At 63.9% G+C, this 15760-nt stretch carries 10 protein-coding genes and 1 tRNA gene; 8 read left to right on the top strand and 3 right to left on the bottom strand.

Features of this window, described 5'->3' with window-relative positions; translation table 11 throughout:
* Window positions 1–14: 14 nt before the first annotated feature.
* The 3 genes from ACZIRK_RS13680 to ACZIRK_RS13670 are packed head-to-tail and all read left to right on the top strand — an operon-like array spanning window position 15 to window position 3492.
* Window positions 15–1217: an amino acid ABC transporter permease gene (locus ACZIRK_RS13680; protein ID WP_130223474.1), complete on the top strand. Its 1203-nt coding sequence runs from the start codon at window positions 15–17 to the stop codon at window positions 1215–1217.
* The gene (locus tag ACZIRK_RS13675; RefSeq protein ID WP_130223472.1) at window positions 1217–2740 is read left to right on the top strand and encodes an amino acid ABC transporter permease; all 1524 of its coding nucleotides are present in this window, start codon (window positions 1217–1219) and stop codon (window positions 2738–2740) included. The genes ACZIRK_RS13680 and ACZIRK_RS13675 overlap by 1 nt, the downstream gene beginning before the upstream one ends.
* 11 nt (window positions 2741–2751) lie before the next feature.
* A complete protein-coding gene (locus tag ACZIRK_RS13670) occupies window positions 2752–3492 on the top strand; it encodes an amino acid ABC transporter ATP-binding protein (protein ID WP_130223470.1) in 741 nt (246 codons plus the stop codon).
* Between the two features lie 125 nt (window positions 3493–3617).
* Here ACZIRK_RS13670 and ACZIRK_RS13665 read toward each other — a convergent pair whose 3' ends face one another.
* A complete protein-coding gene (locus ACZIRK_RS13665; protein ID WP_130223468.1) occupies window positions 3618–4652 on the bottom strand; it encodes a cysteine synthase A in 1035 nt (344 codons plus the stop codon).
* A gap of 561 nt (window positions 4653–5213) precedes the next feature.
* Here ACZIRK_RS13665 and ACZIRK_RS13660 point away from each other — a divergent pair.
* The 5 genes from ACZIRK_RS13660 (at window position 5214) to ACZIRK_RS13640 (ending at window position 15126) form a co-directional block, all read left to right on the top strand.
* Complete coding sequence (locus ACZIRK_RS13660) at window positions 5214–6626, top strand: efflux transporter outer membrane subunit (protein WP_130223548.1); 1413 nt, start codon at window positions 5214–5216, stop codon at window positions 6624–6626.
* Complete coding sequence (locus tag ACZIRK_RS13655; RefSeq protein ID WP_130223466.1) at window positions 6616–8034, top strand: efflux RND transporter periplasmic adaptor subunit; 1419 nt, start codon at window positions 6616–6618, stop codon at window positions 8032–8034. The genes ACZIRK_RS13660 and ACZIRK_RS13655 overlap by 11 nt, the downstream gene beginning before the upstream one ends.
* Before the next feature lie 105 nt (window positions 8035–8139).
* Window positions 8140–11268, top strand: a complete 3129-nt coding sequence (locus tag ACZIRK_RS13650; protein ID WP_130223464.1) for an efflux RND transporter permease subunit — start codon at window positions 8140–8142, stop codon at window positions 11266–11268.
* Window positions 11268–14372: an efflux RND transporter permease subunit gene (locus ACZIRK_RS13645; RefSeq protein WP_130223462.1), complete on the top strand. Its 3105-nt coding sequence runs from the start codon at window positions 11268–11270 to the stop codon at window positions 14370–14372. Before ACZIRK_RS13650 ends, ACZIRK_RS13645 begins: the two co-directional genes overlap by 1 nt.
* A gap of 34 nt (window positions 14373–14406) precedes the next feature.
* Entirely contained in the window at window positions 14407–15126 is a 720-nt protein-coding gene (locus tag ACZIRK_RS13640) for a tRNA-uridine aminocarboxypropyltransferase (RefSeq protein ID WP_130223460.1), read from the top strand.
* Between the two features lie 44 nt (window positions 15127–15170).
* Here the strand turns inward: ACZIRK_RS13640 and ACZIRK_RS13635 are convergent.
* Window positions 15171–15244, bottom strand: a tRNA-Cys gene (locus tag ACZIRK_RS13635).
* Window positions 15245–15353: 109 nt separating this feature from the next.
* Window positions 15354–15536 carry a hypothetical protein gene (locus tag ACZIRK_RS13630; RefSeq protein WP_028165620.1) on the bottom strand — a complete coding sequence of 61 codons (183 nt, stop codon included), beginning with the start codon at window positions 15534–15536 and terminating at the stop codon, window positions 15354–15356.
* Between the last annotated feature and the right edge of the window lie 224 nt (window positions 15537–15760).

The raw sequence follows: 15760 nt of genomic DNA, 5'->3' as shown, positions 1-15760 counted from the left end.
ACAGGCGTGCGGCGATGGCCATCGAGCCCCGGAAACCACCGTCGCAGTTTGTGCTCAAGCTGCAACGTGCGCTTGGCGGCCGTGCAGGGTGGGGAGGATTCGTCCTCCAGCTCCTGTTCGTCGCAGTGCTCGCCTGGATTGCCTATGAGATCGTAGCCAATGCGCGCGCCAACCTGCAGGCGCAGCGGATCACCGCGGGCTTTGGCTTCCTGCAGAACACCGCCGGCTTTGACGTCAGCCAGAACCTGATCCCGTATACGGGCTCGGACACTTATACGCGTGTCTTCTTCGTCGGACTGCTCAATACGCTGCTGGTCTCGGTGATCGGCATCTTCTTCGCCACCGTGATCGGCTTCATGGTGGCGCTCGGGCGGCTGTCGCCGAACTGGCTATTGTCGCGGATTTCCGGCGCCTATGTCGAACTGGTGCGCAATCTGCCGATCTTGTTCCAGATCCTGTTTTGGTATCTGGCGGTGCTCGCGGCCCTGCCCAGTCCGCGGCAGAGCGTCTCCGTGTTCGGGATGTTCTTCCTCAACAACCGCGGCCTGGTGATTCCGAGGCCGATCGGCAATCCCGGCTTCGAGCCGTTTGTCGTCGCGGTCTTGGTTGCGATCGTGGCGGCGCTGGTGCTTTGGCGCTACGCGCGGCGGCAGCTCTACCAGTATGGCAGGATGATCACGATCTGGCCCTACCTGCTCGGCCTCCTGATCGGGCTGCCGCTGGTGACGTCGCTGATCTTCGGCGCGCCCGTGACCTTCGAGATGCCGGTGCTGAGGGGCTTCAATTTCGCCGGCGGCGCGCGCCTGATTCCGGAGTTCGTGGCGCTGACGCTCGCGCTGTCGACCTACACCGCCGCTTTCATCGCCGAGATCGTGCGCGCCGGCATCCTGTCCGTGCACAAGGGGCAGATGGAGGCCGGCTCCTCCCTCGGGCTGCACCGCGGAGAGGTGCTGCGGCTGATCGTAATCCCGCAGGCGATGCGCGTGATCCTGCCGCCGCTCACCAACCAGTATCTCAACCTCACCAAGAACTCCTCGCTCGCGGTCGCGATCGGCTATCCCGACCTGGTGTCGGTGTTCGCCGGAACGACGCTCAGCCAGACCGGCCAGGCGATCGAGATCATCGGCATCACCATGGGCGTCTATCTCCTGATCTCGCTGGTGACGAGCGCGATCATGAGCTTCTATGGCTGGCGGATCAGTCGGAGCATGGGCTGATGAGCGATATCGTCGTTTCCAATTTCGTCCGCGAGGAGCTCGTTCCGGAGCGGCCGGCACCGGTGAGGACCACGGGTCTCGTGGGCTTCCTGCGCACCCGGCTGTTCAATTCGCCGACCAACATCCTGATCACGATCGTCAGCGTGCTCCTGCTGTGGTTCGTGCTCGTCCCCACGGTCAAATTCTTGTTTGTGGATGCGGTCTGGACCGGCAAGGACCGCGCCGCGTGCTTGGCCGAGAATGCCGGGCATCCGGTCGGCGCCTGCTGGCCGTTCATCCACGCCAAGCTCAGCCAGTTTATCTATGGATTCTATCCGGAGCCGGAGCGCTGGCGGGTCAACCTGACGTTCTTCCTGGCGGCTGTGCTGCTATTGCCGCTGTTGATTCCTCGGCTCCCGGCCAAGGGCATCAATGCCAGCCTGTTCTTCCTGGCTTTTCCGGTGGTGGCGTTCTTCCTGCTGCGTGGCGGCGGGCTCGATGGTTTTGCCGTGAGCTGGGTCACGTCGCTATTGTCGGGCTTCAACGACAGCATCGGCGACGGCGGGCGTAAGCTCGCGGCGGCTGGCGAAGCCTCCGCCGTGATCGGGCCGGCGCTCTGGGGACTCGGAAAGCTGATCGTCCTGATCAGCACGGTGATCTCCTGGGTGCTGTTGCCCCTGCAATGGCTGCGCGACCAGATCCAGAGCGGCGGTCAGCCGGTCTGGACTGATTTTGCGCTCACTGCCGCGATCGTCTCGCTGCTGCTGTTCTTCCTCGGCGGCGGCTTCCGCACCGGCTGGCGGCCGCTGGCCGTCAGTCTCGCGACCTTCGCCGGGATTGGTCTGGTGATAGCCGTCATGAAGCTCGACCGCGGCGGCTTCCCCGTGGTCGACACCAGGCTATGGGGCGGCTTGCTGGTGACGCTGGTCGTTTCGGTGACGGGCATCGTCACTTCGATGCCGGTCGGCATTGCGCTGGCGCTCGGCCGACGTTCGACCATTCCCTTGATCCGTATCTTCTCGATCGCCTTCATCGAGTTCTGGCGCGGCGTGCCGCTGATCACGGTGCTGTTCTTTGCGACCTACATGCTGCCGCTGTTCGTGCCGACCGGCTTCACCATCGACGGTCTGGTGCGCGCGCTGATCGGCATTGCGCTGTTCGCCGGCGCCTATCAGGCCGAGGTCATCAGGGGTGGGCTGCAGGCGATCCCGCGCGGGCAGGGGGAGGCGGCAAGCGCGCTCGGCCTGTCCTGGTGGAAGACGACGGCGCTGATCGTCCTGCCGCAGGCGCTGCGCCATGTCATTCCCGGCCTCGTCAACAGCTTCATCGCGCTGTTCAAGGACACCTCGCTGGTGTCGATCGTCGCGCTGTTCGACCTGCTCGGCCAGTTGCGCGCTTCCTTCAGCGATCCTACGTGGGCGACGCCGACCACGGCTTTCACCGGCTTTGCCTTCACCGGGCTGATCTATTTCGTCTTCTGTTTCGGCATGTCGCGCTATTCTCTGTTCGTCGAGAACAGGCTGAACGCGCACCGGCGCAACTGAGTAAATTCACCATGAGTTCGAATCCGATCGTCAGCATCAAGGGCCTCAACAAGTGGTACGGCGAGTTCCACGTGCTGCGCGACATCAATCTCGAAGTGGCCCGCGGCGAGCGCATCGTGATCTGCGGCCCTTCGGGCTCCGGCAAGTCGACGCTGATCCGCTGCATCAACGCGTTGGAGGAGTTTCAGGAAGGCGAGATCATCGTCGATGGCATCGAGCTTGGCCCGAACTTGCGGCGCGTCGACGAGGTCCGGCGCGAGGTCGGCATGGTGTTCCAGAGCTTCAACCTGTTCCCGCATCTGACGGTGCTCGAAAACTGCACGCTGGCGCCGATCTGGGTACGCAACATCCCGAAGAAGGACGCGGAGGCCTCCGCGATGAAGTTTCTGGAGCGGGTGAAAATCCCGCATCAGGCCAGCAAATATCCGGGCCAGATGTCCGGCGGCCAGCAGCAGCGCGTCGCGATCGCGCGTGCGCTCACGATGAATCCGAAGGTCATGCTGTTCGACGAGCCGACCTCGGCGCTCGATCCGGAAATGGTGAAGGAAGTCCTGGACACCATGGTCGACCTCGCCAAGGAAGGCATGACCATGCTGGTCGTCACCCACGAGATGGGATTTGCCCGCGAGGTCGCCGACCGCGTCATCTTCATGGACGCCGGCCAGATCATCGAGTCGAACACGCCGAAGGAATTCTTCGCTCATCCGCAGCACGCGCGGACGAAGCTGTTCCTCAGTCAGATTTTACGGTGACTGTCTCCCTCATGGTGAGGAGCGCGCGATAGCGCGCGTCTCGAACCATAGAGCCCGTGGCCCATCCTTCGAGACGCGGCCTTGCGGCCACTCCTCAAGATGAGGTTCGCGAGTGTTGCCAAGTCTTAGACAAACGGCACGTCGATCTTGGTGCGCTTCTCGAGCCATGCAGGCATCGGCAGGTTCTTCGAGCGCATGAAATCCGGATTGAAGAGCTTGGACTGATAGCGGTTGCCGGAGTCGGCGAGAATCGTGACGATCGTCTTGCCGGGCCCGAGCTGCTTTGCCAGGTGGATCGCGCCGGCGATGTTGATGCCGGTCGAACCGCCGAGGCAGAGGCCCTCATGCTCCAGGAGTTCGTAAATCACGGTGACCGCTTCTTCGTCGGAAATCAGGAAGGCGTCATCGACCTTGGCGGTCTCGATGATGGACGTGACGCGGCCAAGACCGATGCCCTCGGTGATCGAGTCGCCCGGCGTCGATTTGGCTTCGCCATGCTTGAACAGTTCGTACATCGCAAAGCCGTGCGGATCGGCGCAGGCAGTGACGATGGCGTTGTTCTTTTCCTTCAAATAGCGGCTGGTGCCGGCGAGCGTGCCACCGGTACCGACCGAGCAGATGAAACCGTCGACCTTGCCGCCGGTCTGCTGCCAGATCTCCGGGCCGGTCGAGTCGTAGTGCGCCTTGGCATTGTCGAGGTTGTTCCACTGGTCGGCGAACAACACGCCGTTCGGCTCGGTCTTGCGAAGTTCGTCAGCCAGCCGTTTGCCGACATGCTGATAGTTGTTCGGATTGGAGTAGGGCAGCTGCGGCACCTCGATCAATTCGGCACCGCATAGCCGCAGCATGTCCTTCTTTTCCCGGCTCTGGGTTTCCGGGATCAGGATCAGGGTCCGGTAGCCGCGGGCGCTGGCGACAACCGCAAGCCCGATGCCGGTATTGCCGGCGGTCGATTCCACCACCAGCCCGCCCGGCTTGAGCGCGCCACGTTTCTCGGCCTCCAGGATCATCCATTTGCCGGCGCGGTCCTTGACCGACTGACCGGGATTCATGAACTCGGCCTTGCCCAGGATGGTGCATCCGGTCAGCTCGGAGGCACGCTTCAGCTTGATGAGCGGCGTATTGCCGATGGCTTCGACGACGTCGTTGTTGATTGTCATGTCGGGGGTATTCTTTGCCGGTTATTTCGCTCCCGACTGACCCTAGTGCGGGGGCGGCAAAAGGGAAAGGCCCTTGCGCCGCGGTGCGCGACGGCCCGAATCGACCCACCGGTCCGCGGCAATCTGCCTCGCGACTCTCGGTCCGCGAAATGGGCCGCCGGATGGCGTCGGAGCATTGGGGATTTGGGGCAACAGGCGCTCGGAAATCCCCATGAAATCTTCGTAAGATTCCGGCAGCTTCCGGTGCCGACGAAATTGAAGTAAGGCCCGTAACATAAGGACAACTTGCTATTCGGCGGTTCCCTGGTTGAACTTGGCCGGAGTGTCTCGTCGGGTTGGCAGGACTGTCCGCTTGCCATGCCCTCGGAGTAGTATGACGGCGCGGTTCCATTGGAAGCATCACTCCGTGAACGTTCGACAGACCATCCCCCAACGCGTTGCGAACTCATCGCGACTTGATTCGGCGCGCGGAGGAGAACGGAGGTGACCCAACGCATCCGGGGGGCTGCTGTCAGCGCACGGCCGCGCGCGCCTGTGCCAAGCCTGCGAGGCGTGTTGCGCATGTTTGCGGGTTTTGTGATTGCCGCGAGTTCGGCCGGCTGCATCCTAACCAAGGATATTCCCGATCCCGCGCTGGATATTCCCGGCGGCTACAAGGCGGCGCGGCCGGCAAAGGCCTCCGACGCGCCGCCGACGCTCGACTGGTGGCGCGGCTTTCGCTCGACGGAACTAACGACGCTGATGGAAGAAGCCCAGCGGGTCAATCTGGACATTGCGGCGGCAGTGGCGCGTTTCAAGCAAGCGGACGCGCAGGCGCGGATTGCCGGCGCGGCCTTGCTGCCGACGCTCTCCGGCTCTGGGTCCGAGACGTATTCACGTACCTCCGGCTCGAGCGCGAGTGGCCTCAGCATCGGCGGGCGCGAGGTGGTCAATTACAACGCCTCGCTTGCCGCGAGCTATCAGCTCGATTTCTGGGGCCAGAACCGCGATGCCGCGCAGGCGGCCGAAGAGACCGCGGTCGCCAGCCGCTTCGACCGTGAGGTGGTGGCGCTGACCACGCTGACCGCCGTTGCCAACGCCTATTTCCAGGTGCTGACGTCGCAGGATCGAATTCGCACCGCCCAGCGCAACATCGCCAGCGCCGAGCGTGTCCTCAACGCGATCAAGGATCGCTTCAAGGCCGGCACCGGCACCGATCTCGATGTCGCGCAGCAGGAGAGCCTGGTGGCCAATCAGCGCGCGCTGGTGCCGCCGCTGCGGCAGACCCTCGACCAGAACATCAATGCGCTGGCGACACTGGTGTCGCGGCCGCCGGAGAGCGTGCGCGTCACCGGCGGCTCGCTCAACAACATCGCCATTCCCCGGGTGACGCCGGGCTTGCCGTCGGCATTGCTGACGCAGCGTCCCGACATCAGGCGACAGGAGGCGCAGCTCGCCGCCGCCACCGCCAATGTCGGTAGCGCCCGCGCGCAGTTCTTTCCGAGCATCCAGTTGACCGGACAAGGCGGCTATCAGAGTTCGGCGCTGTCGGCACTATTCCAGCCGCATGCCGCCTTCTTCAGCCTGGTCGGCGGCGCGACGCAGCCGATCTTCGACGGCGGGCGGATCCTCGGCAATTTCGAGTTGACGCAGGCGCAGCAGGAAGAACTGCTGCAAACCTATCGCAGGACAGTGGTGCAATCCTTCGCCGACGTCGACAACGCGCTGGTGGCGATCCGCGAGACCACGATCCGGCTGAAGCTGCAGCGTGACGTCGTGGCGTCGTCACAGCGGGCATTCCAACTGGCCGAACAGCAGTTGCGGGCTGGAACTGCTGACATCGTAACTGTGCTACAGACTCAACAGACTCTGTTCCAGGCCGAGGACGCGCTGTGGCAGGCGCAACTGGCGCGGCTGCAGGCGATCATCAGCCTGTATCAGGCCCTGGGCGGCGGCTGGGAGCCAAAGGTGGAGAGATCGGTCGATGCTCTTTAAGCCGGAAGCAAAGGACAACGCGAAGGCTGCGGAGGTGAAGAAGCAGAGCCTGTTGCCGCGCCTGCTCAAGCGGATGGTATCGCTGATCATTGCCGCCGTGATCCTCGGCGGCCTCAGCTATATCGGCTGGCTCGCCTGGCAGCCGAAGAGCGGCGGTCACAACCCCAACGCCCGGCCGGACCTGCCGGTGCCGGTGCTGGCGGCCATGCCGCGCGTGCAGGACGTGCCGGTCTATCTGGACGGCGTCGGCTCGGTGCGTGCGCTGAATACCGTTACGGTTCGCTCGCAGGTCGACGGCAAGCTGATCAAGGTGAACTTTGTCGAGGGGCAGGACGTCAAGAAGGACGACGTGCTCGCCGAAATCGATCCCGCGATCTATCAGGCCCAGTACGATCAGGCCGTCGCCAAGAAGGCGCAGGATGAGGCGCTGCTCGCCAATCAGCGGCTCGACCTCGCCCGCTACCAGCAGCTCGCCCAAACCAACGCGGGTTCGAAGCAGCAAGCTGATACCCAGAAGGCGGTGGTTGCGCAGCAGGAAGCGCTGGTGAAGGCCGATCAGGCCGCGATCGACAACGCGGCGGCGACGCTGAGCTACACCAAGGTCATTGCGCCAATCTCAGGGCGCGCGGGCCTCCGCCAGGTCGACCAGGGCAACATCATTCATGCCTCCGACACCACCGGCCTCGTTGTGCTCACCCAGTTGCAGCCGATCGCGGTGTGGTTCAGCCTGCCGCAGCAGCAGATCGTGCGGGTGAATGCCGCCGCCGGCCAGGGCACGCTCGCGGTCGACGTGTTCGGCAATGACGGCGTGACTGTGATCGATACCGGCAAACTGACCGGCATCGACAATCAGGTCGACCCGACCACCGGTACGCTGAAACTGAAGGCGGAATTTCCCAACGGCAATTTCCAGCTCTGGCCCGGCCAATTCGTCAATGTGCGGCTGAAAGTCGAGACGCTGCCGAAGGCGATCGTGGTGCCGACCTCGGCCGTGCAACGCGGGCCAGCCGGAACCTTCAGCTATGTGATCGGCGAGGACAATATCGCCACTGCAAAACCAGTGACGGTTATTCAGCAGAACGAGCATGACGCCGTGATCGGCAAGGGGATCACGGCCTCCGACCGCGTCGTCACCACGGGGTTTGCCAATCTCGCCGATGGATCGAAAGTCATCATCGGCAAGGACGATGCCGCGCCGACCGCCGATCTCGCGCCGCGCAAGCGCAGCCGCAGCCCGGATGCCAAGAACGGCCAGGCCAAGGATGGTCAACCCAAGGACGGTCAAGCGAAGGACGGCGAGCATCGTTCGCGGCGCGAGCGCACGCAGGGCGAAGGCGATCAGAAGAGCTCGAGCGGGGCAGCAACGGGGGGTGAAACGTCAGGCGGCGCAGCGAAGTCGCAGCCGTGACGCAACGACTATCCCAGAGCATGATCCGGAAAAGTGGAAACCGGTTTTCCGAAAAGATCATGCTCCAGCAAAGAGATCACTTCGCAAGGACGAGTACGCAAAGCCATGGGCGTCTCTGAACCGTTCATCCGCCGGCCGATCGCGACCTCGCTGCTCGGGATCGCGCTTTTGATCGGCGGTGCTCTCGGCTATTTCGCGCTGCCGGTCTCGGCGCTGCCGCAGGTCGATTTCCCGACAGTGCAAGTGTCGACGCAACTGCCGGGCGCCAGCCCCGACGTCATCGCCTCCCTGATTACGGCACCGCTCGAACGCCAGCTCGGACAAATCCCGTCGCTGTCATCGATGAACTCGACCAGCTCGTTCGGCGTCAGCCAGATCTCGCTGCAGTTCGATCTCAACCGCGACATCGATGGCGCGACCCAGGACGTCCAGGCCGCGATCAATGCCGCCGCGGGGGTATTGCCGAAGAACCTTCCGTACCCGCCCGTCTACGCCAAGGTAAATCCAGCGGATGCGCCGGTCATGACGCTGGCGCTGACGTCGGAGACGATCTCGCTGCGTGCGATGAGCGACCTCGCCGACACCATCCTCGGCCAGCGGCTGAGCCAAATTTCGGGCGTCGGCCGCGTCGCCGTATTGGGCGGGCTGAAACCGGCGGTGCGGGTGCAGGCCGATCTGGCGCGGCTTGCAGCCTATGGCATCTCGATGGAGGACCTGCGCAACGCGATTGCCGGCGCCAACGTCTCGGGCCCGAAGGGATCGCTCGACGGCGCGCAGCAGGCCTATACGATCGCCGCCAATGACCAGATCGCGGTGGCGGAAGCCTACAAGCCCATCATCATCGCCTATCGCAACGGCTCGCCGGTGACGATCGGCGACGTGGCCGTGATCGTGGATGGGCTCGAGAACGACCGCACCGGCGGTTGGTATCAGGGCACACCGGCTGTTATTATCGACATCCAGCGCCAACCCGGCGCCAATGTCATCGAGGTCGTCCGCCAGATCCGCGACGAGATCCCGCGGCTGCAGCGGCTGATTCCGGCCGGCGTCAACCTGACCGTCGTCAGCGATCGCACCGTCACCATCCGCGCCTCCGTACGCGACGTGCAGTTCACGCTGATCCTGAGTGTCGTGCTGGTGACGCTGGTCGTGCTGCTGTTCCTGCGGTCACTGCGCGCCACGCTGATCGCGGGCGTCGCGCTGCCGTTGTCGCTGATCACGAGCTTCGGCATCATGTATTTTGCCGGCTTCAGCCTCGACAATCTGTCGCTGATGGCGCTGACGATCGGCACCGGATTCGTGGTCGACGACGCCATCGTGATGATCGAGAACATCGTCCGCCACATGGAGGAGGGCGAGTCGGTGATGGAAGCGGCGCTCAAGGGCGCGAGCGAGATCGGCTTCACCGTGATCTCGCTGACGCTGTCGTTGATCGCGGTCTTCATTCCGCTGCTGTTCATGTCCGGGCTGGTCGGGCGCATGTTCCGCGAGTTTGCGCTGACGCTGACGATCGCGGTCGTGACCTCGGCGGTGGTCTCGCTGACGCTGACGCCGATGATGTGCTCGCGGCTCTTGAAGCGCGTCGACGAGGAATTCGTGCTGCCGGGCCTTGGCGCCATCAGCCGCTTCATCGACCGCATGGTCGAGTTCTACCATCGCACGCTGTTGTGGGTACTGCAGCGCCAGCGCGCGACGCTGCTGGTGACCTTCGCCACCATCGCGCTCACGCTGTTCATGTATGTGATCGCGCCGAAGGGCTTCCTGCCGCTCCAGGACACGTCCTCGATCACTGCGGTAACCGAGGCCGGCCCGGACGTCTCTTTCGCTGAAATGCAGGCGCGACAGAGCAAGGCGGCGGACCTGATCAAGTCGGACCCGGACGTGACCGGCGTGGTTTCCGTGATCGGCGCCGGTTCGGTCAACCCGACCACCAATGTCGGCCGGCTGGTGATGACGCTCAAGCCGCTCGGCGAGCGGCGCGACGACATTTCGAAGGTGGTGGCGCGGCTGAAGCAGAAGACGGCCCTGATCCCCGGCATGACCATCTATTTCCAGCCGGTGCAGGACGTGCAGATTTCGACACAGTCGAGCCGGTCGCAGTACCAGTACACGCTGAACGGCACGGACGCGAAGGAAGTCTCGCGCTGGGCGGGCAAGCTGGTCGCCGAGATGCGGCGTGATCCGATGTTCCGCGACGTGTCGTCGGAGGCGCAGGAGGCCGGCCTGCGGGCGGCACTCGATATCAATCGTCAGCGCGCCGGCCAGCTTGGCGTCAGCCTGCAGGCCGTCAACGATACCCTGAACGACGCGTTCGCGCAGCGGCAGATTTCGACCATTTACGGGCAGGCCAACCAGTACCGCGTCGTGCTGGAGGCGCTGCCGATGTATCAGCGCGATCCGTCGATTCTCGACAAGCTGTATTTGCCCGGCGTGAACGGCGCGCAGGTGCCGTTGTCGGCGGTGGCGACGCTGACGCGTACCACGGCGCCGCTTGCCATCTCGCACCAGGCTCAATTCCCGGCGGTGTCGCTCAGCTTCAACCTCGCGCCCGGCGAGGCACTCGGCGATGCTGTTGCAGCGGTGAAGACGATCGAAACCCGGATCGGCATGCCCAACAGCATCGTCGGAGTCTATACCGGCGACGCCGCGGAATTTTCCAGATCGCTCGCGGGCCAGCCCTGGCTGATCCTCGCCGCGATCATCACCATCTACATCGTGCTGGGCGTGCTTTATGAGAGCTACATCCACCCGATCACGATCCTGTCGACGCTGCCCTCGGCGGGCGTCGGCGCCATCCTGGCGCTGATGCTGTTCGGGCAGGACCTTTCGGTCATCGGCCTGATCGGCATCATTCTCCTGATGGGCATCGTCAAGAAGAACGCGATCATGATGATCGATTTCGCGCTGGACGCGGAGCGCCATCGGGGCATGTCGCCCTACGACGCGATCGTGCAGGCCTGCCTGTTGCGCTTCCGGCCGATCATGATGACGACATTGGCGGCGCTGTTCGGCGCGCTGCCGCTCGCGATTGAAAGCGGCACCGGCGCGGAGCTGCGCTTTCCGCTCGGCATTTCCATCATCGGCGGCCTCCTGCTCAGCCAGTTGCTGACGCTCTACACGACGCCCGTGATCTACCTCGCGCTCGACCGGCTGAACCGCAGGATCGAGCACGCGCTACCGGACCCGGGTCCGCAAGGCCCGCCGGTCGCGGGAGCGACCGAGGGCATGCAGTGATGGCGTCGATCTCGATCTCGGAGCCCTTCATTCGTCGTCCGGTCGGCACCACGCTGATGGCGATCGGGCTGTTCCTGATCGGGATCGTTGCGTATGGGTTCCTGCCGGTGGCGTCGGTTCCGAACGTCGATTTTCCGATGATCAGGGTGTTCGCGTCGCGGCCGGGCGCCGACCCTTCGGTGATGGCTGCGACGGTGGCGGCGCCGCTGGAGCGCCGGCTCGGCGAGATCGCGGACGTGGAGCAGATCACGTCGGTGAGCTCGCTCGGCAGCACCAGCATCCAGGTGCAGTTCGCGATCGGACGCAACATTGATCGCGCTGCGCGCGACGTGCAGGCGGCAATCAACGCCTCGATGGCGGATCTGCCGACCGACCTGCCGACATTGCCGATCTTCAGGAAGGCCAATCCAGCGGCGGCGCCGGTATTCGTGCTGGCGCTGACATCGAAGACGATGTCGACCAGCGCGATGTACGACGTCGCGGATACCGTGCTCGCCCAGCGCATCTCGCAAGTGCCGGGAGTGGGCGAGGTCACGGTCTCGGGCGCCGATCAGCCGGCGGTGCGGATCTCGCTCAATCCGGTCGCGCTGTCGAATGCCGGCATTGCTACCGAGGACGTCCGCCAGGCCATCGTCAACGCCAATCCGCTCGGACCGGTCGGCATCTTCAATGGCGGCCGCCAGAGCGAGACGCTCTCGATCAATCCGCAGATGCGGACCGCCGCCGAGTTCCGCAACATCCTGATCAAGAGCTCGAGCGGCAATTTCGTCCGCCTGTCGGATGTCGCCGAGATCGAAGACAGCGTACGCAACGTCCGCTCGGTCGCCTGGTTCAACAAGCAGCCGGCGGTCCTGATCCAGATCACCAAGCAGGGCGATGCCAACGTCATCGATACCGTCGACCGGGTGACGGCGATGCTGCCGGAGCTGAAGCAGTGGATTCCCGCCGGTCTTGAGATTTCCACCCTCGTCGACCGCACCGGCACCATCCGCGCCAGCGTGCTCGACATGCAACTGACGCTGCTTGCCACCGCCGGGCTGGTCATGGTGGTGGTGTTCGTGTTCCTGCGCCGCTTGACGCCGACGATTGCGGCGGGCGTCTCGGTGCCGCTGGCGCTGGCGGGCACGTGCGCCGGCATGTGGCTCGCCGGGTTCTCGATCGACAATCTGTCACTGATGGCGCTGGCGATCTCGGTCGGCTTCGTGGTCGACGATGCGATCGTGATGATCGAGAACATGTACCGCAATCTCGAGCAGGGCATGGCGCCTTATCCGGCGGCGCTGGAGGGGGCCAAGCAGATCGGCTTCACCGTGGTTTCGATCTCGCTGTCGCTGATCGCCGCCTTCACGCCCCTGATTTTCATGGACGGTATCGTCGGACGGCTGCTCCGCGAATTCTCGCTGACCCTGACCTTCGCCATCCTGGTCTCGACCCTGGTGTCGCTGACGATCACCCCGATGATCTGCGCGCACTACATCAAGGAAGCGACCTCCGCCCGCGCCACCTGGTTCGACCGCCTGATCGAGGGAACTCTGTCGCGCATCGTGCGCTTCTATACGTGGACGCTGCGCGGCGTGCTCGATTTTCCGTTCCTGACCTTGCTCGTGTTCTTTGCCACCATCGCGCTGACCGTGACGCTCTACATTAAGACGCCGAAGGGCTATTTTCCGACCGACGACAGCGGCTTCGTCATCGGCGCGACGCGGGCATCGGCTGACACCTCGTTCCAGGCCATGCTCAAGCTGCAGCAACAGGTGGCCGACATCGTGATGGCCGATCCCGCGGTCGCCGGCATCGGCTCATCGCTCGGGAGCGGCGGGATGGGCGGCGGCGCCAGCCGTGGCACCATGTTCATCAGCCTGAAATCGCCGGAGGAGCGGGGGGGAGTTTCGACACAGCTTGTGATCGATCGCCTGCGCCGCAACCTGTTCATGGTGCCGGGGATCCGCCTGTTCATGTTCGCGGCTCAGGACGTCCGCGCCGGCGGGCGACAGAGCGATTCCGACTACCAGTACACGCTCTCGAGCGCCGATCTCGATTTGTTGCAGAAGTGGGCGCCGATCGTCGCCAAGCGCATGGAGACCGTCGAAGGTATCACCGACGTCTCCAGCGATCGCGACCCCGGCGGATTGCAGCTCAACCTGGTGATCGACCGCAAGACTGCCTCAAGCCTCGGCGTCCGTGTGCAGGATATCGACAACGCGCTCAACAACGCTTTCTCGCAGCGGCAGATCTCGATCGTCTATACCCAGCGCAACCAATACATGGTGGTGCTGGAGATCGATCCGAAATTCCAGACCGATCCGTCCAATCTCGAGCGAATCTACGTGGCCGGCGCCAACGGCGCCCAGGTGCCCTTGTCGGCTGTGGTCCACTATCAGCGAGGGCTGGCGCCGCTCGCCGTCTATCACACGCAGTCCTTCCCCTCGACCACGGTATCGTTCAATCTGCTGCCGAACGTGCCGCTGGAGCAGGCGACGTCGAATATCCAGCGCGCGGTGGATGAATTGCATATGCCCGAAGGCATCCGTGGCAGCTTTGACGGCAACGCCGGCGACTTCAACAAGACCAGCGGAAGGCAGCCGCTCCTGATCCTGGGGGCGCTGGTCGCGATGTATATCGTGCTCGGGGTGCTCTATGAGAGCCTGGCCCATCCGCTCACGATCATCTCGACCTTGCCCTCCGCAGGGCTGGGCGCGCTGCTGGCTCTGCAACTGACCGGTACGCCCCTGACCGTGATCGCCTTTGTCGGCATCATCCTCTTGATCGGCATCGTCAAGAAGAACGGCATCATGATGGTCGATTTCGCGCTGGACGCCGAGCGGCAGCGCGGCCTGTCCTCGGCGGACGCGATCTTCGAGGCCTGCAGCGCAAGGTTCCGGCCGATCCTGATGACGACCATGGCGGCGCTGTTTGCCGGCATTCCGCTGGTGCTCGCCACCGGTCCCGGGACGGAGCTGCGCCGGCCGCTCGGCATCACCATCATCGGCGGCCTGTTCGTTTCGCAGATCCTGACGCTCTACACCACGCCGGTGATTTACCTGTTGATCGACCGGTTGCGGCGGCGCGCCGAACCTGCCGCGCTGGCAGCGCCCGCGGAATAGTTGAATTGGCGGCCGCGTAGCGTATAGCGGGCAGATGACGGAATCAGATCAGACAATCCTTGCCGAGCCGGTCGCGGATTGCCCGCATTGCGGCAAGCCGATGCCGCTGTGCATCTGCGACAGTGTTACGCCGATCGAGAACCGGATCGGGCTCCTGATCCTGCAGCATCCGCAGGAGCAGGATAGGGCGCTCGGCACCGCACGGCTGACCGCGCGCCACTTCGAGGATGCAGTGGTGCGGATCGGACTGTCCTGGCCGAGCCTGTCGAAGGCGCTGGGGCGACCGGTGGCGGACCCGTCGCGCTGGGCGGTGCTCTATCTCGGCTCCGCCAAGGTCGCCGATCTCGACACCGATGCCGAGGTCGTTGCCGTCGACCGCAAGGCCGAGCTGGAGCCGAACCAGCGCAGCATCCTCGGACGCATCGAAGGCATCGTGCTGCTCGATGGCACCTGGAGCCAGGCCAAGGCGCTGTGGTGGCGCAATCCCTGGATGCTGAAATGCCAGCGGGTGATTCTGGGCCCCCGCCAGCCGTCACGCTACGGCCAGCTTCGCCGCGAACCGCGCCGCGATGGACTTTCCACGATCGAGGCGGCCGGCCTGCTGCTCGCCGCGCTCGAAAAGCGGCCGGACATTGCCGAAACCCTGAATGCGAGCTTCGAGCGGATGCTGGCAAGATATCGCCAGGTACAGCGCGCGATGCCGGAACTCGCCCCAAAGCCGAAAAAGCGCGATTTTCGGCGCCGGAAGCGATGAAAGCGACGCCTTATCTATCAGGCGTAAGCCATTGATTGTATGAGTGGAGGCCACGACCAGAATTGAACTGGTGTACACGGTTTTGCAGACCGTTGCGTAACCACTCCGCCACGTGGCCTCAAGCGGGGCGGATCAATACAGAGGTTCAAGGACTTAGGCAACCGGCCCCGAACCGGTTCCTGCAGAATTCTGAAACTCCAGCTGCGTCGCCGGCATTGCGGCGCTCTTTAGCAGGAGGCGTACCAACCATCCGGAAATGGGATGAGCGGCCAGGGCGTTTGGTTGTCATTCGCCGGGCGTGGCGGCGGCTGGAAGCGGGGCAATGGCTGAGCCATGAAATCCTCCTGCGGCGTCGGGGCGACGGCTGCTCGCACAGCGTCCAACACCAGATCAAATTCAGCTTCGCTCATTGCGCTCTCCGGGGGTTGTGAGCGCAACGTCGCAAAATGGGTTTGTGGGCGGATTGAGCGGATCGCTCCAATTTTAGCGATCCGGCAGCCGCCCCCTCACTTGGTTACCAGAGTCTTGCTAGCGCCGTATGAACGCTATTGCCGGCGCGGTCCCACCGCACTGTGAGAAAAATCACATTTGACCAAAATGAATTCGCGTAAGTCCCAATCTCGCCTGCAGTGCA

It is taken from the genome of Bradyrhizobium sp. Leo114, from assembly GCF_055229415.2.
The sequence above is the reverse complement of the archived record's forward strand: the minus strand, read 5'-3'. Positions and strand labels throughout refer to the sequence as shown.